We start from the raw sequence: 24,042 nt of genomic DNA, 5'->3' as shown, positions 1-24,042 counted from the left end.
ACATTCCTGGAGGTACCCCCATGTCCCGTCGCGACGGCGACACCCTTCCCCTGACAGCGGCCCAGCGCGAGATCTGGCTGGCCGAACAACGGGCCCGCACGGCGATTCCGGCCTACCGCATCGGCGATTACCTGGAGATCCACGGCCCGGTCGACCCGGACCTGTTCGCGACCGCGCTGCGCCGCGTCGTCGACGAGGTCGACGCCCTGCACGTGGGTTTCGTCGACGGTGCCGAGGGCCCACACCAGGTCGTCCGCGCGCACACGCGGTGGGAGCCCGCGCAGGTCGACGTCAGCGGGGAGGCCGAGCCGCTCGCGGCGGCCCGGGAGTGGATGGACCGGGACCGGCTCCGGCCGCTGGACCTCGCCCGCGACCCGCTCTTCCGCTACGCGCTGATCACGCTGGCGCCGGACCGGTCCGTCTTCTACCAGAGCTACCACCACCTGGTGATGGACGGGTTCGGGTACTCCGTCGTGGGCCGGCGGGTGGCCCAGGCGTACACGGCGCTCGCCGAGGGGCGGCCGGTGCCGCCGTCCCCGTTCGGCTCGCTGGGCGACCTGGTCGCCAGCGACGAGGCCTACCGCGACTCGGAGCAGTACCTCGCCGACCGTGCCTACTGGACTGGACGGTTCGCCGACCGGCCGGCGCCGACCCGGCTGTCGGAGCGCCGGCCGGGCGGCCCCTCCGCGCGGTTGCGGCGCACCTCGCCGGCCGGACCGCTGCGCCCCGGGGCACTGCGCGATGCGGCCGAGCGCCTGGGGGTCCGCTGGTCCCGCGTCGTGCTGGCGGCGACGGCGCTGTACGCGCACCGGCTCACCGGGGCCCGGGACGTGCTGCTCGGCCTTCCCGTCACCGGCCGGGTGGGCGACCCGGTGCTGGCGGTGACGCCCGGCGCGGTGTCGAACCTCGTGCCGCTGCGCCTGTCGGTGCGGCCGGACCTGCCGTGGTCGGAACTGGTCGAGCAGGTGGACCGGGAAGTCGCCGCCGCGCTGGCGCACCAGCGGTACCGCAGCGAGGACCTGCTCCGGGACCTCGGGCAGGCCGGCACGATCGAGACGGCGTTCCCACTGGTCGTCAACATCATGTCCTTCGACTCCGAACCGAGCTTCGCCGGGCAGCCCGCCACGGTGTACGCGCCCCTGGGTACCTCCGCCGACGACTTGGCGGTCTGGGCCGTGGGCGGGCGCGACGAGTACGCCCCGAGGATCGAGCTCGGAGCCTGCGCGGAGGTGTGCACGGAGAGTGAACTCCTCGGCCACCAGCGGCGTTTGCTCGACCTGCTGGACACCCTCGCGGACTGCGACCCGCAGCAGCCGCTCGGCCGCATCGGCCTGATCGGGGCCGACGAGCAGCGCGAACTGCTGGCCCTCGGCACCGGGCCGACGGTCGAGCTCCCGGCCGAGACCCTGCCGGAGCTGTTCCGCAAGCATGTGCGGGCGACGCCGGACCTGGTGGCGCTGGTGTGCGGGGACGTTTCTCTGACCTATGCGGAGCTGGACGAGCGGGCGAACCGGCTGGCGAACGCCCTGGTCGCCCGGGGCGCGGGGCCGGAGCGGCTGGTGGCGGTCGCCCTGCCGAGGTCGGCCGAACTGGTCGTGGCGATCCTCGCGGTGCTCAAGACCGGGGCGGCCTACGTCCCGCTCGATCCCGAATACCCGGCCGCCCGGATCGCACTCCTGCTCGATGACGCGTGCCCGGCCCTGGTGGTGACCGACACCCTCAGCGAGGGCCGGCTGCCGGGGGAGGGTTCCGTCGACCGGCTGGTCGTCGACGACCCGGCGACGGCCGACCTGGTGAGTGGTCTGTCAGCGGCTGACCCGATGGCGGCCGTCGACCCGGGCCACCCGGCGTACGTCATCTTCACCTCCGGCTCCACCGGCCGGCCCAAGGGCGTGGTGCCGACCCACGGCGGCCTGCTCAACCTGCTCACCGACCTCCGGCAGGTCCACTTTCCGCCGGCGATGGGCGGACGGCAGCGGCTGCGGGTGGCCCTGACGACGTCGGTGTCGTTCGATGCCTCGTGGAACCAGCTGCTCGCCCTGTTCGCGGGCCACGAGCTGCACGTCCTGGACTACGAGACCTGGATCGACCCCGACGCCTTCGTCGGCTACGCGGCGCGCCGCGAGCTGGACTACATCGAAGCCACCCCTTCCTACCTGCACGTCCTGGTCGCCCACGGGCTCCTGGGCGACCAGAGGTGGCGTCCGGCGCTGGTCGCGGCCGGTGGCGAGGCCGTCCCGGAGCGGCTGTGGGAAGAACTACGGTCGGCGGACGGGGTCTCCTGCCTCAACCTCTACGGACCGTCCGAGTGCACTGTCAACCCGGTGATCGCCTCCGTGGGATCGAGTCCGCGCCCGGTCATCGGCCGGCCCGCCGGCAACGTCCGGTTGTACGTGCTCGATGGTGCCCTGCGGCCGCTGCCGGCCGGTACGCCGGGAGAGCTGTACGTCGCCGGGTCCTGCCTGGCGCGCGGCTACCTCAACCGGCCGGGCCTGACCGCCGGGCGGTTCGTGGCGGACCCGTTCGGTCCGATTGGCACGCGGATGTACCGCACCGGCGACCTGGTGCGGTGGGGCACGGACGGGAACCTGGAGTTCCTCGGGCGCACGGACGAGCAGGTCAAGATCCGGGGCTTCCGGGTGGAGCTCGGCGAAGTCGAGGCCGTCCTCGCCGAGCACCCGCAGGTCGCCCGGGCCGCCGCCGTGGTGCGCACCGAGGACGAGCCCCGACTGGTCGCCTACGTCGTCCCGACCGCCGGGGATCGGGTCGAGCCGGACGGGCTCCGCGCCCACCTGCGCGAACGGCTGCCGGAGCACCTGGTGCCCGGCGCGTTCGTCCTGCTGGACGGGCTCCCGCTGACGCCCACCGGAAAGCTCGACCGCCAGGCGCTCCCGGCCCCAGGCCCGGCGCCGGTCACCGCCGGACGGGCCCCGCGCAGCGCGGCCGAGCAGGTGCTCGCCGGCCTCTTCGCCGACGTCCTCGGCGTGTCCGGGGTCGGCGCGGACGACAGTTTCTTCGACCTCGGCGGGCACTCACTGCTGGCCACCCGGCTGATCGCCCGGGCCCGCTCGGTGCTCGGCGTGGAGCTGGCCCTGGCCGACCTGTTCGACGCGCCGACCGTCGCGGGCCTGGCGGCGACCGTGGACCGGGCAGGCCGGGCGCGGCCCGCGCTGTCGCGACGCGAGCGGCCCGACACGGTGCCGCTGTCCTTCGCGCAGCGCCGGCTGTGGTTCCTGCACAGCATGGAGGGGCCCGGCGCCACCTACAACGTGCCGCTGGCCCTGCGCCTGTCCGGGGACCTCGACCGGCGGGCCCTGGAAGCCGCACTGGCCGACGTCGTCGAGCGGCACGAGAGCCTGCGCACCGTCTTCCCGGTGGTCGACGGCGAGCCGTGCCAGCGGGTGCTGGACCCCGACGCCGCCCGGCCCCGGCTGCGCGTCACCGCGGTCGCCGCGGGCGACCTGCCGCAGCGGCTGGCGGAGGCGGCCCGGCACGGCTTCGACTTGGCGGCCCAGCCCCCGCTGCGTACCGAGCTGTTCGAGCTGGGCGCGGACGAGCACGCCCTGCTGCTGGTGGTGCACCACATCGCGGGCGACGGCTGGTCGATGGGCCCGCTGGCGCGGGACCTGACCGCCGCGTACGCCGCACGGGCGGCGGGCGGGAAGCCCGAGTGGGCCCGACTGCCCGTCCAGTACGCCGACTACACCCTGTGGCAGCGGGAGCTGCTCGGCGCGGAGAGCGACCCGGACAGCCTCCAGAGCCGGCAGCTCGCCTCCTGGTCGCAGCGGCTCGCGCGGCTGCCGGAACAGACCGAGCTACCCTTCGACCGGCCCCGGCCGGCCGCGATGTCCTTCCGGGGAGCGCAACTGCCGGTCCGGCTCGACGCCGACCTGCACCAGGGCCTGCGCGAGCTCGCCCGGGGCGGCGGCGCCAGCCTGTTCATGGTGCTCCAGGCCGGGCTGGCCGCCCTGCTCGGCAAGCTCGGCGCCGGCACCGACGTACCGATCGGCACCCCGATCGCCGGGCGCACCGACGAGGCCGTGGACGAGCTGGTCGGCTTCTTCGTCAACACGCTGGTGCTGCGCACCGACCTGACCGGCGACCCGACCTTCGCCGAACTGCTGGGCCGGGTCCGGGCCGGTGCGCTGGCCGCGTACGCCCACCAGGACCTGCCGTTCGAGCAGCTGGTGGAGGCGGTGAACCCGACCAGGTCGCTCGCCCACCACCCGCTCTTCCAGACCATGCTCGCCCTGCAGAACGCGCCCACGGGCACCTTCGACCTGCCTGAGCTCCAGGTGACGAGCGAACTGGTCGCCACCGGTACCGCCAAGTGCGACCTGACCTTCATCCTGACCGAACGGCCCGGCGAGGACGGCCTGTCGGGCGTGCTGGAGTACAGCACCGACCTCTTCGACGAGGCCACCGCGGCCGACCTCGTCGAGCGCTGGCTGCGTCTGCTGCGGGCCGTGGCCGCCGACCCGGGCCGCCGGATCGGCCGGATCGACGTGCTGTCGCCGGAGGAGCTGCGCGAACTGCTGCCGTCCGCGGCGGGTGCCGAGGACGACACTCCGCAGAGCACCATCACCGCGCTCGTCGAGGAGCGGGTGCGGGCCGACCCGGCGGCGGTCGCGGTGGTGTGCGGCGAGTCCGCGCTGACGTACGGCGAGCTGAACGCCCGGGCGAACCGGCTGGCCCACGCGCTGATCGGCCGGGGTGTGGGGCCGGAGCAGCTCGTCGCCCTGGCGCTGCCGCGCTCGGCCGAGCTGGTGGTGGCCGTCCTGGCCGTCCTCAAGGCCGGCGCCGCGTACCTGCCGGTCGACCCGCAGTACCCGGCGGCCCGGATCTCCTACCTGCTCCAGGACGCCCGCCCCGCGCTGTTGCTGACGACTCGTCAGATCGGTGACCTGCCCGGCGCGGAGTCCGTGGACCGGCTCCTGCTGGACACCGCCGACCTGGACGGCCTGCCGGACACGGACCCCGCCGTCGCCGTCGATCCCGGTCACCCGGCGTACGTCATCTACACCTCGGGCTCCACCGGGAAGCCCAAGGGCGTGGTGGTCCCGCACCGCAACGTGGTGCGGCTGTTCGGCACCACGCGGGCGCTGTTCGACTTCTCCGCCGAGGACGTCTGGACGCTCTTCCACTCCTACGCCTTCGACTTCTCGGTCTGGGAACTGTGGGGCCCGTTGCTGTACGGCGGCCGGCTGGTGGTCGTGGACTACGAGACCAGCCGCTCGCCCGGCCGGTTCCTGGAGCTCCTCGCCCGCGAGCGGGTGACGGTGCTCAACCAGACGCCGTCCGCCTTCTACCAGCTGATGCAGGCCGACGCCGAGCACCCGTGCGAACTCGCCCTGCGGACCGTCGTGTTCGGCGGCGAGGCCCTGGAGCCCGCCCGCCTGGCGCCCTGGTACGAGCGGCACCCGGACGACGCGCCGCGGCTGGTCAACATGTACGGCATCACCGAGACCACCGTGCACGTCACTTACGCCGCGCTCGACCGCTCTGCCGCGACCGCGGGGGCGGCCAGCGTGGTCGGCGCCGCCATCCCCGACCTGCGCGCCTACGTGCTGGACCCCCACCTGCGGCCGGTGGCCCCGGGCGTGGCCGGCGAGCTGTACGTGGCCGGTGCCGGGCTGGCGCGCGGCTACCTGAACCGGCCGGGCCTGACCGCCGGGCGCTTCGTCGCCGACCCGTACGGGCCGGCGGGCAGCCGGATGTACCGCAGCGGCGACGTGGTGCGCCGGGCCGTGGACGGCAGCCTGAGCTTCGTCGGCCGGGCCGACCAGCAGGTGAAGGTCCGCGGCTTCCGGATCGAGCTCGGCGAGATCGAGGCGGCCCTGGCCGCGCACCCCGGCGTCGCCCAGGCCGCCGTCCTCGCCCGGCAGGACCGCGCCGACGACACCCGGCTGGTCGGGTACCTGGTGCCGGCCGCCGACGTGGCCCCGCGCTCGGCCGAGCTGCGCGCGTACCTGCGCGAGCGGCTGCCGGAGTACATGGTGCCCTCGGCGTTCGTCGAGCTGGACGCGCTGCCGCTGACCACCAACGGGAAACTGGACCGCCGGGCGCTGCCCGCACCGGAACTCGTCTCGGCGGGGGCGGGAGCCGGTCGCGCACCGCGCACCCCGCAGGAGCAGATCCTCTGCGAGCTGTTCGCCGAGGTCCTCGGGGTGGCCGAGGCCGGCGTCGAGGACAGCTTCTTCGACCTCGGCGGGCACTCCCTGCTCGCCACCCGGCTGGCCGCCCGGGTCCGCGCGACCCTCGGGGTCGAGCTGGAGCTGCGCACCCTGTTCGAATCCCCGACCCCGGCCGCGCTGGCCGCCGCCCTCGTCGGCGCCCGCCGCGCCCAGCTGGCCCTGGCGCCCTACCCGCGCCCGGAGCGGACCCCGCTGTCGTTCGCCCAGCGCCGGCTGTGGTTCCTGCACCAGCTGGAGGGCGCCAGCGCCAACTACAACGTCCCGCTGGCCTGGCGGCTGACCGGACCGCTCGACCGCGAGGCGCTCACAGCGGCGCTGGCGGACGTGGTGGCCCGGCACGAGAGCCTGCGCACGCTCTTCCCGGCCGTGGACGGCGTGCCGTACCAGCAGGTGCTGGACGTCGTGGCGGCCCGCCCCCGGCTGCACCTGCGCCGCACCACCGAAGCGGAGCTGGACGCCGTCCTGGCCACGGCGCTGGCCTGCCGGTTCGACCTGGGGACGGACCTGCCGCTGCACACCGAGCTGTTCGAACTGGCACCGGACGAGCACGTCCTGCTGCTGGTGGTCCACCACATCGCGGGCGACGGCTGGTCGCTCGGCCCGCTGGCGCAGAACCTGACCGCCGCCTACGCGGCGCGCCGCCGGGGCGAGGAGCCGTCCTGGGAGGCGCTGGCCGTCCAGTACGCCGACTACACGCTGTGGCAGCACGAGCTGCTGGGCGACGCCGCCGACCGGGGCAGCCTGTTCGCCCGGCAGGCGGACTACTGGACCGGGCAGCTCGCCGGCCTGCCGGAGCAGCTCCAGCTGCCCACCGACCGGCCCCGCCCCGCGATGGCCTCGCACCGGGGCGACTTCGTGCGCAGCGGACTGGACGCGCAGCTGCACCAGGGCCTGCGCGAGCTCGCCCGCGCGCACGGCACCAGCCTCTTCATGGTGCTCCAGGCGGGGCTTTCGGCCCTGCTCAGCAAGCTGGGTGCGGGTGAGGACATCCCGGTCGGCAGTCTGATCGCGGGCCGGACCGACCAGGCGTTGGACGAGCTGGTCGGGTTCTTCGTCAACACGCTGGTGCTGCGTACCGACACGAGCGGGGACCCGACCTTCGCCGAACTGCTCGGCCGCGTCCGGGACACCGCGCTGGCCGCGTACGCCCACCAGGAGCTGCCGTTCGAGTACCTGGTCGAGGCCCTCAACCCGGCCCGGTCGCTGTCCCACCACCCGCTGTTCCAGGTCATGCTGGTGCTCCAGAACGCCCCGAGGGCCGACTTCGCCCCGCCCGGGCTGGAGATCGGCGAGGTCAAACTGACCACGACCACCTCCAAGCTCGACCTGATCTTCTCGATGTCCGAGCGGCACTCCGAGGACGGCGCCCCCGAGGGGATCGACGGATTCGTCGAGTACGCCTGCGACCTGTACGACCGGGCGACCGTCGAGACGGTGATCGCGCGGTGGGTGCGCCTGCTCACGGCGGCGGTCGCCGACCCCCGGCGACGGCTCAGCCGGCTCGACCTGCTCTCCGCCGAGGAGCGGCACGCACTGCTGCCGGCGGGACCGGTCCCCGCGACGACGGCCGAGACCACCGGGCTGCCCGCGCTGTTCGAGGCCCAGGCGCGGGAGCGGCCGGACGCGGTCGCGGTGGTGTGCGGCGAGGCCGCGCTGACGTACGGCGAGCTGAACGCCCGGGCCAACCGGCTGGCCCACGCGCTCATCGGGCGCGGGGTGGGGCCGGAGCAACTGGTGGCACTGGCCCTGCCGCGCTCGGCCGAGCTGGTGGTGGCCGTCCTCGCCGTGCTCAAGACCGGCGCCGCGTACCTGCCGGTCGACCCGGACTACCCGGCAGCCCGGATCGCCCACCTGCTCGATGACGCCCGGCCCGCGCTGCTCCTGACGGACCGCCGCAGCGGCGACCTGCCGGGCGCGGACGGCGTCGACCGGCTCCTGCTGGACACCGCCGACCTGGCCGGGCTGCCGGACACGGATCCGGTGGTCACCGTCGCACCCGACAGTGCCGCCTACGTCATCTACACCTCCGGATCCACCGGGAAGCCCAAGGGCGTGGTGGTCCCGCACCGCAACGTGGTGCGGTTGTTCGACGCGACCCGGCACTGGTTCGACTTCTCCGCCGAGGACGTCTGGACCCTCTTCCACTCCTACGCCTTCGACTTCTCGGTCTGGGAGATCTGGGGGCCGCTGCTGCACGGCGGCCGACTGGTCGTGGTGCCGTTCGACGTCACCCGCGCACCGGAGCGGTTCCTGGAGCTCCTCGCCCGCGAGCGGGTGACGGTGCTCAACCAGACGCCGTCCGCGTTCTACCAGCTGATGCAGGCCGACGCCGAGCACCCGCGCGAACTCGCCCTGCGCACGGTGGTGTTCGGCGGCGAGGCCCTGGAACCCGCCCGCCTGGCGCCCTGGTTCGAGCGCCACCCGGCGGGTGCGCCGCGGCTGGTCAACATGTACGGCATCACCGAGACCACCGTGCACGTCACCTACGCGGAACTGGACGGCGCGCACACCGCCGGCCCGGCGAGCGTCATCGGCACCGCGATCCCCGACCTGCGCGCCCACGTGCTCGACGCGTACCTCCAGCCGGTGCCCCCCGGCGTCGTCGGCGAGCTGTACGTGGCCGGTGCCGGGCTGGCCCGCGGCTACCTGAACCGGTCCGGCCTGACCGCCGGGCGGTTCGTCGCCGACCCGTACGGGCCGGCGGGCAGCCGGATGTACCGCAGCGGGGACCTCGTGCGCCGACGCCCGGACAGCGCACTGGAGTACGCGGGCCGGGCGGACGACCAGGTGAAGGTGCGCGGCTTCCGGATCGAGCTCGGCGAGATCGAGGCGGCCCTGGCCCAGCACCCGCAGATCCGCCAGGTCGCGGTGACCGCCCGGCAGGACCGCGCCGACGACACCCGGCTGGTCGCCTACCTGGTGCCCGTGGCCGGGGCGGCCGTCGAGCCGGACGAGCTCCGCGCCCACCTGCGCGAGCGGCTGCCGGACCACATGGTGCCGGCCGCGTACGTCGCCCTCAACGCCCTGCCGCTGACCGGCAACGGCAAGCTCGACCGGCGCGCCCTGCCCGAGCCCGACACCACCGGCGCCCCGGCCGGCCGGGCTCCGTACACCCCGCAGGAACACGTCCTCGCCGGACTGTTCGCGGAGGTGCTGGGGGTGTCGCAGGTCGGCGCCGACGACGACTTCTTCGCCCTCGGCGGGCACTCCCTGCTAGCCACCCGGCTGGTGGCCCGCGTGCGCGCGACCCTGGGCGTGGAACTGGAGCTGCGCAGCCTGTTCGAGACCCCGACGGTGGCAGGCCTGGCCGCCGGCCTCGGCGGGGCCGACCGGGCACGGCTCGCCCTGGGCCGCGCGGAGCGGCCCGACCGCGTGCCGCTGTCGTACGCGCAGCGGCGGCTGTGGTTCGTCGACCAACTGGAGGGCGCCAGCGCGATGTACCACATCCCGCTGGCCTGGCGCCTGACCGGCGACCTGGACCAGGACGCGCTGAGGGCGGCGCTCGGGGACGTCGTCGCCCGCCACGAGAGCCTGCGCACGGCCTTCCCCCAGATCGACGGCGTGCCGTACCAGCAGGTCCTGGACGCCGAGACGGCCCGGCCGCACCTGTCCGTCACCCGGACCGACGAGGCGGGCCTGCCCCAGGCGCTGACCGAGGCCGTGGGCCGCGGATTCGACCTGGCGGCCGAGGCGCCCGTGCGCGCCGAGCTGTTCCGGCTGGCGGCGGACGCGTACGTGCTGCTGGTGGTGATCCACCACATCGCGGGCGACGCCTGGTCGCTGGGCCTGGTGTCCGCCGACCTGTCCACCGCGTACGCGGCGCGGCTGCGCGGCGAGGAACCGGCCTGGGCGGACCTGCCGGTGCAGTACGCCGACTACACCCTGTGGCACGACCGGCTGCTCGGGGACCGCACCGACCCGGAGAGCCTGTTCGCCCGCCAGGCGGACTACTGGACCGGGCAGCTGGCCGGCCTGCCGGAGCAGATCCGGCTGCCCGCCGACCGGCCCCGCCCCACGGCCGTCTCCAGCAGGGGCGGACACCTCGCCGTCGAGCTGGACGCCGAACTGCACGAGGCGCTGGTCCGCTTGGGCCGTGAGCGCGGCGCGAGCGTCTTCATGGTGCTCCAGGCGGGGTTCTCGGCCCTGCTCAGCAAGCTGGGTGCGGGTGAGGACATCCCGGTCGGGAGCCTGATCGCGGGCCGGACGGACCAGGCGCTGGACGAGCTGGTCGGGTTCTTCGTGAACACGCTGGTGCTGCGCACCGACACGAGCGGGGACCCGACCTTCGCCGAATTGCTCGGCCGCGTCCGGGACACCTCGCTGGCCGCCTACGCCCACCAGGAGCTGCCGTTCGACCACCTGGTCGAGGCCCTCAACCCGGTCCGGTCGTCGGCCCGTCAGCCGCTGTTCCAGGTGCTGCTCGCGCTGCAGAACGCGCCGCGCTCCGCCTTCGAGCTGCCCGGCCTGGCCACCGAGCTCGTGCTGTTGCAGTCGCCCACCGCGATGTTCGACCTCTCCTTCCACCTGCTGGAGCGCGGCGGCACCGGCGGGGCGCCGGAGGGCATCATCGGCCACGTCGAGTACGCCACCGACCTGTTCGACCGGGCCACGGTGGAGACCCTGCTCGCCCGCTGGCTGCGGCTGCTCGCGGCGGCGGCGGCCGAGCCGGACCGGCCGCTGAGCCGGATCGACGTCCTCACCGCCGAGGAACGGCACGAACTGCTGGACGCGCGCAACGACACCGGGTGCCCGTACCCCGGCACCGGCCCGGCCGCGCTGTTCGAGGCGCAGGCCCAGGCCACCCCGGCGGCCGAAGCGGTGGTGTTCGAGGACACCGTGCTCACCTACCGGGAGCTGAACGCCCGCGCCAACCGGCTGGCCCACGCGCTCATCGGGCGCGGGGTGGGGCCGGAACGGATCGTCGCCCTGTGCCTGCCGCGCTCGGTACAGCTGGTGGTGGCCGTCCTCGCGGTGCTCAAGACCGGCGCCGCGTACCTGCCGGTCGACCCGGACTACCCGGCCGCCCGGATCGCGTACATGCTGGAGGACGCCCGGCCGGTCGTGGTGCTCGATGACCTCGCGGCCGTCGACGCGCCCGGGACGTACCCGGACACCGACCCGCTGGTCGCACCGGACGCCCGGCACCCGGCGTACGTCATCTACACGTCCGGCTCGACCGGCCGGCCCAAGGGCGTGGTGATGCCCTCCGGCGCCCTGACGAACCTGCTGCACTGGCACCACCGCGCCGTCGGCGGCGGGACGGGCACGCGCACCGCGCAGTTCACCGCGCTCAGCTTCGACGTCTCGGTGCAGGAGATGCTCTCCGCGCTGCTGTTCGGCAAGACCCTGGTGGTGCCGACCGACGAGCAGCGCCGCAGTGCCGAACTCCTCGCCCGGTGGCTGGAGCACCACCGGGTGGCGGAGCTCTTCGCCCCCAACCTGGTGATCGAGGCACTGGCGGAGGCGGCCGAGGAACACGGGCGGGACCTGCCGGACCTGCGGCTGATCGCGCAGGCCGGCGAGGCGATGCGCCTCGGCGGCGGACTGCGGCGCCTCCAGGCCCGCGGGCCCGGCCGGGTGCTGCACAACCACTACGGCCCGGCCGAGACCCACGTGATCACCGCCTTCCCGCTGCCGGCCGACCCCGCCGACTGCCCGCTGCCGGTGCCGATCGGCCGCCCGATCGCCAACAGCCGGGCGTACGTGCTGGATGCGGCCCTGCGGCCGGTCGCCCCCGGCGTCACGGGCGAGCTGTACCTGGCCGGGGCCGGGCTGGCCCGCGGCTACCTGAACCGGCCGTCCCTGACGGCCGGGCGCTTCGTCGCCGACCCGTTCGGGCCGGCGGGCAGCCGGATGTACCGCACCGGGGACCTGGTGTGCTGGCGCGCCGACAGGGAGCTGGAGTTCGCCGGCCGGGCGGACCACCAGGTGAAGGTGCGCGGCTTCCGGGTCGAGCCCGGCGAGATCGAGGCGGAGCTCGCCGCCCACCCCGGCGTGGCCCAGGTCGCGGTGCTCGCCCGCGAGGACCGGCCGGGCGACACCAGGATCGTCGCCTACGTCGTACCCGCGGCCGAGAGCGGGACCACGGCGCCGGTGCTGGCGTCGTACCTGCGCGAGCGACTGCCGGACTACCTGGTGCCGTCGGTGTTCGTGGTGTTGGCGGCGCTGCCGTTGACCCCGAACGGGAAGTTGGACCGGGCGGCGCTGCCGGCGCCGGAGGCGGGGTCGGTCGGGTTCGGTCGGGCGGCGCGGACGCCGCAGGAGCAGATCCTGTGCGAGCTGTTCGCGGAGGTGCTGGGCCGGGGCCAGGTCGGTGTCGACGACGACTTCTTCGATCTCGGCGGGCACTCGCTGCTGGCCACCCGACTGGTCTCCCGGGTCCGGGCGACCCTCGGGGTCGAGCTGGAGCTGCGCCGCCTGTTCCGGACGCCGACACCGGCCGGGCTCGCGGCCGGGCTGCACGACGCCGCCACCGCGCGGCAGGCGCTGGTGCCCCGGCCGCGCCGGGAACCGCTGCCGCTGTCCTTCGCACAGCGCCGCCTGTGGTTCCTGCACCAGTTCGGGGCGCCCAGCGCGACCTACCACATGCCGCTGGCACTGCGGCTGACCGGCGACCTCGACCAGGAGGCGCTGGGAGCAGCGCTGACGGACGTGGTGGCGCGGCACGAGAGCCTGCGCACGGTGTTCCCGCACACCGAGGGCGTCCCGCGCCAGCGCGTGCTGAGCGCTGCGGAGGCCACCATCCGGATCCCGGTGCGCCGGGCCGGCGAGTCGGAGCTGCCGGGGCTGCTGAGCGAGGCGGCGGTGCGCGCCTTCGACCTGACGGCGGACCTGCCCGTCCGGGCGCAGCTGTTCACGCTCGCCCCCGACGAGCACGTCCTGCTCGTCGTCCTGCACCACATCGCCGGCGACGGCTGGTCGATGAGCCCGCTCTCCCGCGACCTCGCGACCGCGTACACCGCCCGCCGGCGCGGCGACGCCCCGGGCTGGGCGCCGCTGCCGGTGAGCTACGCGGACTACACCGTGTGGCAGCACGAGATCCTCGGCGAGGAGTCCGACGCGGACAGCGCGTTCGCCCGCCAGGTCGGCTACTGGAGCCAAGCGCTCGCCGGGCTTCCCGAGCAGCTCGCGCTGCCCGTCGACCGGCCCAGGCCGGCGGTCATGACCTACGGCGGCGACCTGCTGGACATCCGGCTGCCCGCCGAACTGCACGCGGGGCTGGCCGAGTTGGCCCGGCGGTCCGGGAGCAGTCTGTTCATGGTGCTCCAGGCGGGCCTGGCGGCGCTGTTCACCCGGCTGGGCGCGGGGACGGACATCCCGATCGGCAGCCCGATCGCGGGGCGCACCGACGAGGCACTGGACGACCTGGTCGGCTTCTTCGTCAACGCGCTGGTGCTGCGCACCGACACGAGCGGCGACCCGAGCTTCCTCGAACTGCTGGGCCGGGTACGGGAGACGACGCTGTCGGCCTTCGCGCACCAGGACGTGCCGTTCGAGCACCTGGTGGAGGCGCTGAACCCGGCGCGGTCGATGTCGCTCCACCCGCTCTTCCAGACCGTGCTGGCGCTGCAGAACGCGCCGATGGGCGACTTCGAGCTGCCCGGGCTGACGGTCTCCGGGGTGCCGGTGCCGACCGGGACCTCGCGGGTCGACCTGACCTTCGGCCTCGCGGAGAACCGCGGGCCCGACGGCACGCCGGCCGGGCTGATCGGTGCGGTCGAGTACAGCACCGACCTCTTCGACCGGGGGACGGTCGAGGCCCTGGTCGCCCGCTGGGCCCGGCTGCTGGCCGCGGTCGCCGCCGATCCGGACCGGCCGATCGGTGCGATCGACCTGCTGGACGAGCGGGAGCGCGGGGAACTCCTGCCCGCCGCCGAGCCCGGGGTGGCCGGCGTGAGCCTGCCGGAGGCGTTCGCGGCGCAGGTGGCGGCGACGCCGGATGCGCCCGCGCTGACCGACGGGACAGTAGAGCTGACGTATCGTCAACTTGATGTCTGGGCCGTCCGGTTCGCGCATGCGTTGATCGCCCGTGGGGTCGGGCCGGAGCAGGTCGTGGCGGTGGCGCTGCCGCGTTCGGTGGAGTCGGTGGTGGCCGTGCTGGGTGTCCTGAAGGCCGGTGCCGCGTATCTGCCGGTGGACCCGTCGTACCCGGCGGCGCGGATCGCGTACATGCTGGAGGACGCCCGCCCGGTACTGGTGGTCGACGATCCGGCGCTGGTCGCCGAGGCGTGCGCGGTGTGCGAGGCGTCCGCCTGGCCGGACACCGATCCTGAGGTCGCGCTCGACGTCCGGCACCCGGCCTACGTGATCTATACCTCGGGTTCGACCGGTCGCCCCAAGGGCGTGGTGGTGAGCCACGGCGGGGTGTCGGGTCTGGTGGCGGCGCAGGTCGAGCGGCTCGGCCTGGCGCCGGGCAGCCGCGTCCTCCAGTTCGCCTCGCCCAGCTTCGACGCGTCGTTCTGGGACCTGTGCAGTGCCCTGCTGACCGGTGCCGCCCTCGTGCTGGCCCCGTCCGGGGCCCCGCTGGAGGCCTTGACGGACCGCCGGCTCGACGTCACCCATGTGACCCTGCCGCCCTCGGCCCTGGCCGCGCTGGACAGCACCGATGTCGCGGCCGGCACCCTGGTGGTGGCGGGTGAGGCGTGCCCGCCGGAGCTGGTGGCGCGGTGGGCGCCGGGGCGTCGGATGGTCAACGCGTACGGCCCGACGGAGACGACGGTGTGCGCGACGATGAGCGCCCCGCTGGCGGCGGGCTCCGGCGTGCCGCCGATCGGCCGTGCGGTCGCGGGCTTCCGGGTGTACGTGCTGGACGAGCGGCTGCGCCTGGTGCCGCCGGGCGTCGCGGGGGAGTTGTACGTCGCGGGGCCGGGGCTGGCGCGCGGCTACCTGAACCGGCCGTCCCTGACGGCGGGTCGGTTCGTCGCCTGCCCGTTCGGCGCGGTCGGCGAGAGGATGTACCGCACCGGTGACGTGGTGCGGCGCCGGGCCGACGGCGAGTTGGAGTACGTCGGCCGGGCGGACCAGCAGGTGAAGGTGCGCGGCTTCCGGGTCGAGCCCGGCGAGATCGAGACGGCCCTGACCGCGCACCCCGCCGTCGCCCAGGCCGCCGTCCTCGCCGACGGCGATCGGCTCGTCGGCTACGTGGCCCCGCGCCCCGGCGCCGACGCTCGCCCGGCGGAACTGGCGTCGTACCTGCGGGAGCGGCTGCCGGACTACCTGGTGCCGTCGGTGTTCGTGGTGTTGGCGGCGCTGCCGTTGACGCCGAACGGGAAGTTGGACCGGGCGGCGCTGCCGGCGCCGGATGCGGGCGTCGTCGGGGTCGGTCGGGCGGCGCGGACGCCGCAGGAGCAGATCCTGTGCGAGCTGTTCGCCGAGGTGCTGGGCCGGGGCCAGGTCGGTGTCGACGACGACTTCTTCGACCTGGGCGGGCACTCGTTGCTGGCCACCCGACTGGTCTCCCGGATCCGTTCGGCCCTGGGGGCCGAGGTCGGCCTGCGCGCGCTCTTCGAGGCGCCGACGGTGGCCGGCCTGGCGGCACGGCTCACCGAGGCCGACCGGGCCCGGCCCGCACTGGCACCGTACGAGCGGCCGCAGACGGTACCGCTGTCGTTCGCGCAGCGCCGCCTGTGGTTCCTGCACCGGATGGACGGAGCCGCCGCGGCCTACCACATCCCGCTGGCGCTGCGGCTGACCGGAACGCTGGACCGCAAGGCGCTGGAGGACGCGCTGGCCGAGGTCGTCGCCCGGCACGAGAGCCTGCGGACGGTCTTCCCGGAGCTCGACGCCGTGCCGTGCCAGCGGGTCCTCGACCCCGGGGCGGCCCGGCCCCGGGTGCGGGTGGCCGAGGCCGTGGAGGACGAGCTGCCGCAACGGCTCGCCCACGCGGCACGGCTCCCGTTCGACCTCGCGGCGGAACCGCCGCTGCGCGCCGAGCTGTTCGCGCTCGCGCCGGACGAGCACGTGCTGCTGCTGGTCATGCACCACATCGCCGGTGACGGCTGGTCCACCGGCCCGCTCGCCCGCGACCTCGCCGAGGCCTACGCTGCCCGCTGCCAGGGCCGCGAGCCGGACCGGGACGCCCTGCCGGTGCAGTACGCCGACTACACGCTCTGGCAGCGCGAGCTGCTCGGCGACCCGGAGGACCCGGACAGCCGGTTCGCCGGACAACTCCGCTACTGGACCGAGCAGTTGGACCGCCTTCCGGAGCGGATCCCGCTGCCCGCCGACCGGCCCCGGCCGGCCGTCGCCGGCTACCGGGGCGCCGTCTTCGGCCTTGAGCTGACCCCCGAACTGCACGCGGGGCTGGCCGAGTTGGCCCGGCGGTCCGGGAGCAGTCTGTTCATGGTGCTCCAGGCGGGCCTGGCGGCGCTCTACACCCGGCTCGGCGCGGGGACGGACATCCCGATCGGCAGCCCGATCGCGGGCCGCACCGACGAGGCGCTGGACGACCTGGTCGGGTTCTTCGTCAACACGCTGGTGCTGCGCACCGACACGAGCGGCGACCCGACCTTCGGCGAACTGCTGGAGCGGGTGCGGGAGACCGCGCTCGCCGCCTACGCCCACCAGGACGTGCCGTTCGAGCACCTGGTGGAGGCGCTGAACCCGTCCCGCTCGCTCGCGCACCACCCGCTGTTCCAGACGATCCTCGCCGTGCAGAACGCGCCGATGGGCGAGTTCACGCTGCCCGGCCTCCAGGTGTCCGCCTTCGCCGTGCCGACCGGGACGGCCAAGTTCGACCTCGGCTTCAACCTGAGCGAGCGGTTCGGCCCCGACGGCAGCCCGGACGGGATCGTCGGCGTGGTCGAGTACGCCACCGACCTGTTCGACCGTTCGACGGTCGCCGCCCTCGTGCGGCGCTGGACGCTCCTGCTGGAGGCGGTCACCGCCGATCCGGACCTGGCGATCGGGGGGATCGACCTCCTCGACTCCGACGAGCGGATTCGGCTGCTGGAGCGGGGCAACGCGACTGACCGTGAGGTGGGCGCCGTGCCGGTGCCGCAGGCGTTCGCGGCGCAGGTGGCGGCGACGCCGGACGCGCTCGCCCTGGTGTCCGGTGGTGCCGAGCTGACGTACCGCGAGCTGAACTCCCGGGCGAACCGGTTCGCGCATGCGCTGATCGCCCGTGGGGTCGGGCCGGAGCAGGTCGTGGCGGTGGCGCTGCCGCGTTCGGTGGAGTCGGTGGTGGCGGTCCTGGGTGTCCTGAAGGCGGGTGCCGCATACCTGCCGGTGGATCCGGCGTACCCGGCGGCGCGGATCGCGTACATGCTGGAGGACGCCCGCCCGGCGCTGGTGGTCGATGATCCGGCGCTGGTGGCCAAGGCCTCCGAGGCCGCCGAGGCCTCCGAGTCGCCGGACACGGATCCCGTGGTCGCTCTCGACGTCCGGCATCCGGCCTACGTGATCTATACCTCGGGTTCGACCGGGCGCCCCAAGGGCGTCGTGGTCGCCCACGGCGGCGTGGCCAGTCTGGTCGCCGCCCAGATCGAGCGGTTCGCGATCGACTCCGACAGCCGGGTGCTGCAGTTCGCCTCGCCGAGCTTCGACGCCTCGGTGTCGGAGGTCTTCACCGCCCTGCTGTGCGGTGCGGCCCTGGTGCTGCCTCCGGCGGCGGAGCCGGTCGCCGCGCTGACGGACCCGGGGCTCGCGGTGACCCACGCGACCGTGCCCCCGTCCGTCCTGGCGGCCCTGCCGGAGGGCGCGGTGACGGTGTCGACCCTGGTGGTGGCGGGCGAGGCCTGCCCGCCGGAGCTGGTGGCGCGCTGGGCGCCCAGGCGGCGGATGGTCAACGCGTACGGCCCGACGGAGACGACGGTGTGCGCGACGATGAGCGACCCGCTGTCCCCGGGGGCGGGCGTGCCGCCGATCGGGCGGCCGATCGCCAACGCGCGGGTGTACGTGCTGGACGAGCGGCTGCGGCCGGTGCCGCCCGGCGTGCCCGGGGAGCTGTACGTCGCCGGCGTGGGGCTGGCGCGCGGCTACCTGAACCGGCCGTCCCTGACGGCGGGTCGCTTCGTCGCCTGCCCGTTCGAGGCGGGCGGGAGCCGCATGTACCGCACCGGGGACGTGGTGCGCTGGCTGGGCGACGGGCAGTTGGAGTACGTCGGCCGCGCCGACGAGCAGGTGAAGGTGCGCGGCTTCCGGGTCGAGCCCGGCGAGATCGAGACGGCCTTGGCCGAGCACCCTGCCGTCGCCCGGGCCGCGGTCCTCGCCCAGGACGACCGGCTCATCGGCTACGTCGTCCCGCGCCGGGACACCGGCCGCGACGACAGCCGCGAAGCCGACCACGTGGGCGAGTGGCGGGACATCTACGACGCCCTGCCCATCACCCCCGAGGAGACCGCCTTCGGCCAGAACTTCGTCGGCTGGAACAGCAGTTACGACGCGAGCCCGATCCCCGTCGAGCAGATGCGGGAATGGCGGGACGCCACCGTGGCCCGCATCCTGGCCCTGCGCCCCCGCCGGGTGCTGGAGGTCGGCGTCGGCACCGGACTGCTCCTCTCGCAGATCGCACCGCACTGCGAGACCTACTGGGCGACCGACTTCTCCGCCACCGCGATCGACGCGCTGGCCGCCCAGGTCGCCCGGCAGGAGCAGCTGGCCGACCGCGTCGTCCTGCACACCCGCCCGGCACACGACACCGACGGCCTCCCGGTCGGGCAGTTCGACACCATCGTCATCAACTCGGTGGTGCAGTACTTCCCCTCCGCCGACTACCTCGCCGACGTCATCGGGAAACTGATGCAACTGCTCACCCCCGGCGGCGCGCTCTTCGTCGGCGACGTCCGCAACCTGCGACTGCTGCGCCCGCTGGCCACCGCCGTCCAACTGCACCGGGCCGCCGACGGCGCCGACTTCACCGCGGTGCGCCGCGCGGTGGAGCAGTCCCTGCTGGTGGAGAAGGAGCTCCTGGTCGACCCGGACTTCTTCACCGTCCTGCGGGAGAACGGCGCGGACGCTGGCGCGGTGACGGTGGAGGTCAAGCGGGGCCGCCACCACAACGAGCTGACCCGCTACCGCTACGACGTCACCCTGCGCAAGCAGCCCGCCACCCCGGCGCAGGGCGACGAGCCGGTCGAACTCCGCTGGGGCCGGGACGTGACCGCTCTGCCGGAGCTGTGCGAGCTCCTCGGGCGGCACGACGGCCGGCCGGTCCGGATCACCGGGGCACCCAACCGCCGCGTGGTCCGCGAGGCGGCCCTGGCCCGGGCCGTGCAGGAGGAGGACCTCCCGCTCGGGCCGCTGCTGGAGCGGCTGCGCGCCCCGCAGGAGGACGCGGCGCCCGATCCTGAGGACTTCCACGCCCTCGGGGACGCGCTCGGCCGCCGGGTGTCCGTCACCTGGTCGGCCACCGGCCCGGACGCCCTGGACGTGCTCTTCGGCGGCGCACCAGGCGGCGCACCCGACGGCGCACCCGGCGACGCCCCGGCCGAGGCGTACCGGCCCACCCGGGGCACGGGCGCGGCGCTGTCCGCGCTCACCAACCGCCCGGCCGGAAAGCGCGGTGCCCCGGCCCTGGCCGCCGAACTCCGGAGCTGGCTGGGCGCCCGGCTGCCCGACTACCTGGTGCCGTCGGCGTTCGTCGTGCTGGACGCGCTGCCGCTGACCGCCAACGGCAAGCTCGACCGCCGCGCGCTGCCCGCCCCCGACCTCGGGGCGGCCGCCGGCGGCCGGGCACCGCGCACCCCGCAGGAGCAGCTCCTCGCCGAACTCTTCGCCGACGTGCTCGGCCTGCCCCACGTCGGCGTCGAGGACAGCTTCTTCGACCTCGGCGGCCACTCGCTGCTGGCGACCCGCCTGGCCTCCCGGGTCCGGGCCGTCCTCGGCGCCGAACTGGAGATCCGGACGCTGTTCGAGCACCCGACCGTGGCCGCCCTGGCGGGCCGCCTCGACGGGTCCGTCACCGAGCGGCCCGCGCTGACCGCCCGCCCGCGCCCCGAGCGGCTCCCGCTGTCCTTCGCCCAGCGCCGCCTGTGGTTCCTGCACCGCATGGACGGGCCGAGCGCCACCTACAACATGCCGCTCGCCCTGCGGCTGACCGGCGACCTCGACCGGGAGGCGCTGGCGGCAGCGCTGGCGGACGTGGTCGCCCGGCACGAGAGCCTGCGCACCGTCCTGCGGGAGACGGACGGGGCGCCCCACCAGCAGGTGCTGGGCGCGGACGAGGCGCACCCGCCGCTCCCGGTGGTCGAGCTCGACGAGAGCCGGCTGGCCGAGCGGCTCGCCGAGGCGGCCCGGCGCGGCTTCGACCTGGCCGCCGAGCCGCCGATCCGGGCGGAGCTGTACGCGCTCGCCCCCGGGCGGCACGTCCTGCTGGTCGTGGTGCACCACATCGCCGCCGACGGCTGGTCGATGGGCCCGCTCTCCCGGGACCTGGCCACCGCCTACGCGGCCCGCTGCCAGGGCGGGGCACCGCAGTGGTCCCCGCTGTCGGTCCAGTACGCCGACTACACCCTGTGGCAGCGCGACCTGCTCGGCGAGGCCGCCGACCGGGGCAGCCTGTTCACCCGGCAGCTCGGCTACTGGAAGGAGGAGCTGGCGGGCCTGCCGGACCAGGTGCGACTGCCCGCGGACCGGCCCCGGCCGGCCGAGGCCTCCCAGCGCGGCGGCCGGATCGAGGTCCGGCTCGACGAGGACCTGCACCAGGACCTGCGAGGCCTCGCCACCGCGCACGGCGCCAGCATGTTCATGGTGCTCCAGGCCGGCCTCGCCGCCCTGCTCACCAGGCTCGGCGCCGGCACCGACATCCCGATCGGCAGCCCCATCGCCGGGCGCACCGACCAGGCGCTGGACGACCTCGTCGGGTTCTTCGTCAACACGCTGGTGCTGCGCACCGACACCGGCGGCGACCCGGGCTTCGCCGAACTCGTCGGCCGGGTGCGGCAGAAGGCGCTGGCCGCCTACGCCCACCAGGACGTGCCGTTCGAGTACCTGGTCGAGGCCGTCAACCCCACCCGGTCGCTGGCCCACCACCCGCTGTTCCAGGTCATGCTCGGCCTGCAGAACGCACCGGCGGGGGAGTTCACCCTGTCGGGCCTGGAGACCGCCCACCTGGAGGCCCCCACCGGCACCGCCCGCGTCGACCTGACCGTCAGCCTGGCCGAGCAGTACGGTCCGGACGGCAGCCCGGCGGGCGTGCTCGGCGCGGTCGAGTACGCGACCGACCTGTTCGACCCGGCCACCGTGGAGCTGCTGTTCGCCCGCTGGGTGCGGCTGCTGCGCGCGGCCGCCGCCGAGCCGGACCAGCCGATCGGCCGGCTCGACCTGCTGTCCGGCGAGGAACGCCGCGAACTGCTGGTCGAGTTCAACCGGACCGACGCCGAACTGCCCGAGGCCGCCCTGCCGGAGCTGTTCGCCCGCCGGGTGCGGGCCACGCCGGACGCGGTCGCGGTCGTCGCGGACGACGCCGAACTGACCTACCGCGAGCTCGACAGGCGGGCCAACCGCCTGGCCCGGGCCCTGATCGGCCAAGGCGTGCGGTCGGAGACCCCGGTCGCGGTGCTGCTGGAGCGCTCGGCGGACGTCGTCGTCGCGGTCCTGGCGATCGTCAAGGCCGGCGGCGCGTACGTCCCGCTCGATCCGCGGTTCCCGTCCTCCCGGATCGACCTGATCCTCCGGGAGACCGGCGCGGCCCTGGTGCTCACCGAGGACGTGCTGACCGCGCTGAGCCAGGCCGAGACCGATGACTCCGACCCGCAGATCCCGTGTGATCCCCGGCAGTTGGCGTACGTGATGTACACCTCCGGTTCGACGGGACGGCCGAAGGGCATCGGGGTGACCCACCGGGACGTCGCGAGCCTGGCGTTGGACCCCTGCTGGGCGAACGGCAGTCACCGGCGCGTCCTGATGCACTCCCCGACCGCCTTCGACGCCTCGACCTACGAGATGTGGACGCCGCTGCTCGGTGGCGGTCGGGTCGTCGTCGCGCCGGCCGGCCAGCTGGAGGTCGGCACGCTGGCGCGGACCATCAGCCGGCACGACGTCACGGGGCTGTTCCTGACGGTCGGGCTGTTCCACCTGGTGGCCGAGCAGCAGCCGGACTGCTTCACGGGGGTGCGCGAGGTGTGGACGGGCGGCGACGTGGTGTCGCCGGCTGCGGTCGCCAGGGTGATGGGGGCGTGCCCGGGGACCGCGGTGGTCCACGTCTACGGGCCGACCGAGACCACCACCTTCGCGATGTCCCAAGCCCTGGGCACACCGCCCGACCTCGCCCGCGCCCTTCCGCTCGGCCGGCCGATGGCGAACATGCGGGTCTACGTGCTCGACGCGGGGCTGCGACCGGTGCCGCCGGGCGTGGCCGGCGAGCTGTACCTCGCCGGGGCGGGCGTGGCCCGGGGCTACCCGGCCCGGCCCGGCCTGACCGCGGAGCGGTTCGTCGCGAACCCGTACGGGCCCGAAGGGCAGCGGATGTACCGCACGGGTGACCTGGTCAGGTGGCAGGCCGACGGCACCTTGGAGTTCGTCGGCCGCGCCGACGAGCAGGTCAAGCTGCGCGGGTTCCGGATCGAGCCCGGCGAGGTCGAGGCACTCCTCGCCGCCTGCCCGGGCGTGGCCCAGGCGGCCGTCGTCGCCCGCGAGGACCGGCCGGGCGACAAGCGCCTGGTCGCCTACCTGGTGCCCGCCGCCGAGGGCGCGCCCGCGCCGGACGGCCTCGCCCGCCGGCTCGGCCGCGAACTGCCCGACTACATGGTGCCGTCGGCCTTCGTCACCCTCGACGCGCTGCCGCTGACCGCCAACGGCAAGCTGGACCGGGCCGCGCTGCCCGCACCCGAGTCCGGGGCGACGGGCGTCGGCCGCGGCCCGCGCACCCCGCAGGAGCAGCTGCTGTGCTCCCTGTTCGCCGAGATCCTCGGCCGGGAGCAGGTCCACCTCGACGACAGCTTCTTCGACCTCGGGGGGCACTCGCTGCTGGCCGCCCGCCTGGTCTCGCGCATCCGCGAGACGCTGGGCGTCCCGGTGGGCCTGCGCACCCTGTTCGAGGCCCCCACCGTGGCCGGTCTGACCAGCCGGCTGGCCATGGACGACGCCGAGGACGCCTTCGACGTGGTGCTGCCCCTGCGGTCCACCGGCACCCGCCCGCCGCTGTTCTGCATCCACCCCGGCGGCGGCATCAGCTGGTCCTACTCCGGTCTGCTGAACCACATCGGCCCGGAGTACCCGGTGTACGCGATCCAGGCACGCGGCCTCGCGCACGCCGAGACCCTGCCGACGTCGTACGAGGAGATGGCGGCCGACTACGCCGACCAGATCCGCAAGGTCCAGGCCGACGGCCCCTACCGGCTGCTCGGCTGGTCCGCCGGCGGGCTGATCGCCCACGCGATCGCCTGCGAGCTCCAGGCCCGCGGCGAGCGCACCGAACTGCTGGCGACCCTCGACGCCTACCCGGTCAAGGACGTGGTGCTCGACGACTCCGCCGTGCCCACCGAGCGGGACGTGCTCGTCGGCATCCTCGACTGCGACCCCGCCGAACTGGGCGAGGGGCCGCTGTCCTACGCCGAGGTCGCCGAGATCCTCCGCCGCCGGGGCAGCGCCCTGGCGCACCTGGACGAGCGGCGCATCGAGGCCGTCGTCCGGATCATGATCAACAACGCCGAGCTGGCGGTCGCCCACGCCCCCGGCCGGTTCGAGGGGGACCTGCTGCTGTTCAACTCCACGATCGACCGCACCGAGGACTCGGCCGGCGCCGGCACCTGGCGCCCGTACGTCACCGGCCGGATCGACTCCCACGACATCACCACCCGCCACGACCGGATGACCCAGCCGGGCTCGCTGGCCCAGATCGGACCGATCGTGGCCGCCCGCCTCGCCGAGGTCACCGGCGACACCGCCCTTTCCCACCAGGAGGACTGAC

At 74.8% G+C, this 24,042-nt stretch carries 1 protein-coding gene; it reads left to right on the top strand.

Annotation, left to right across the window (positions count from 1 at the left end; translation table 11 throughout):
* Nucleotides 1-20: 20 nt before the first annotated feature.
* The gene (locus tag A6F73_RS34905; protein ID WP_063352349.1) at nucleotides 21-24,041 is read left to right on the top strand and encodes a non-ribosomal peptide synthase/polyketide synthase; all 24,021 of its coding nucleotides are present in this window, start codon (nucleotides 21-23) and stop codon (nucleotides 24,039-24,041) included.
* Nucleotide 24,042 lies beyond the last annotated feature (1 nt).

The sequence above is a fragment of the Streptomyces sp. MJM8645 genome (assembly GCF_001625365.1).
Lineage (GTDB): Bacteria > Actinomycetota > Actinomycetes > Streptomycetales > Streptomycetaceae > Kitasatospora.
This window is presented reverse-complemented; position numbering and strand designations above follow the sequence as displayed.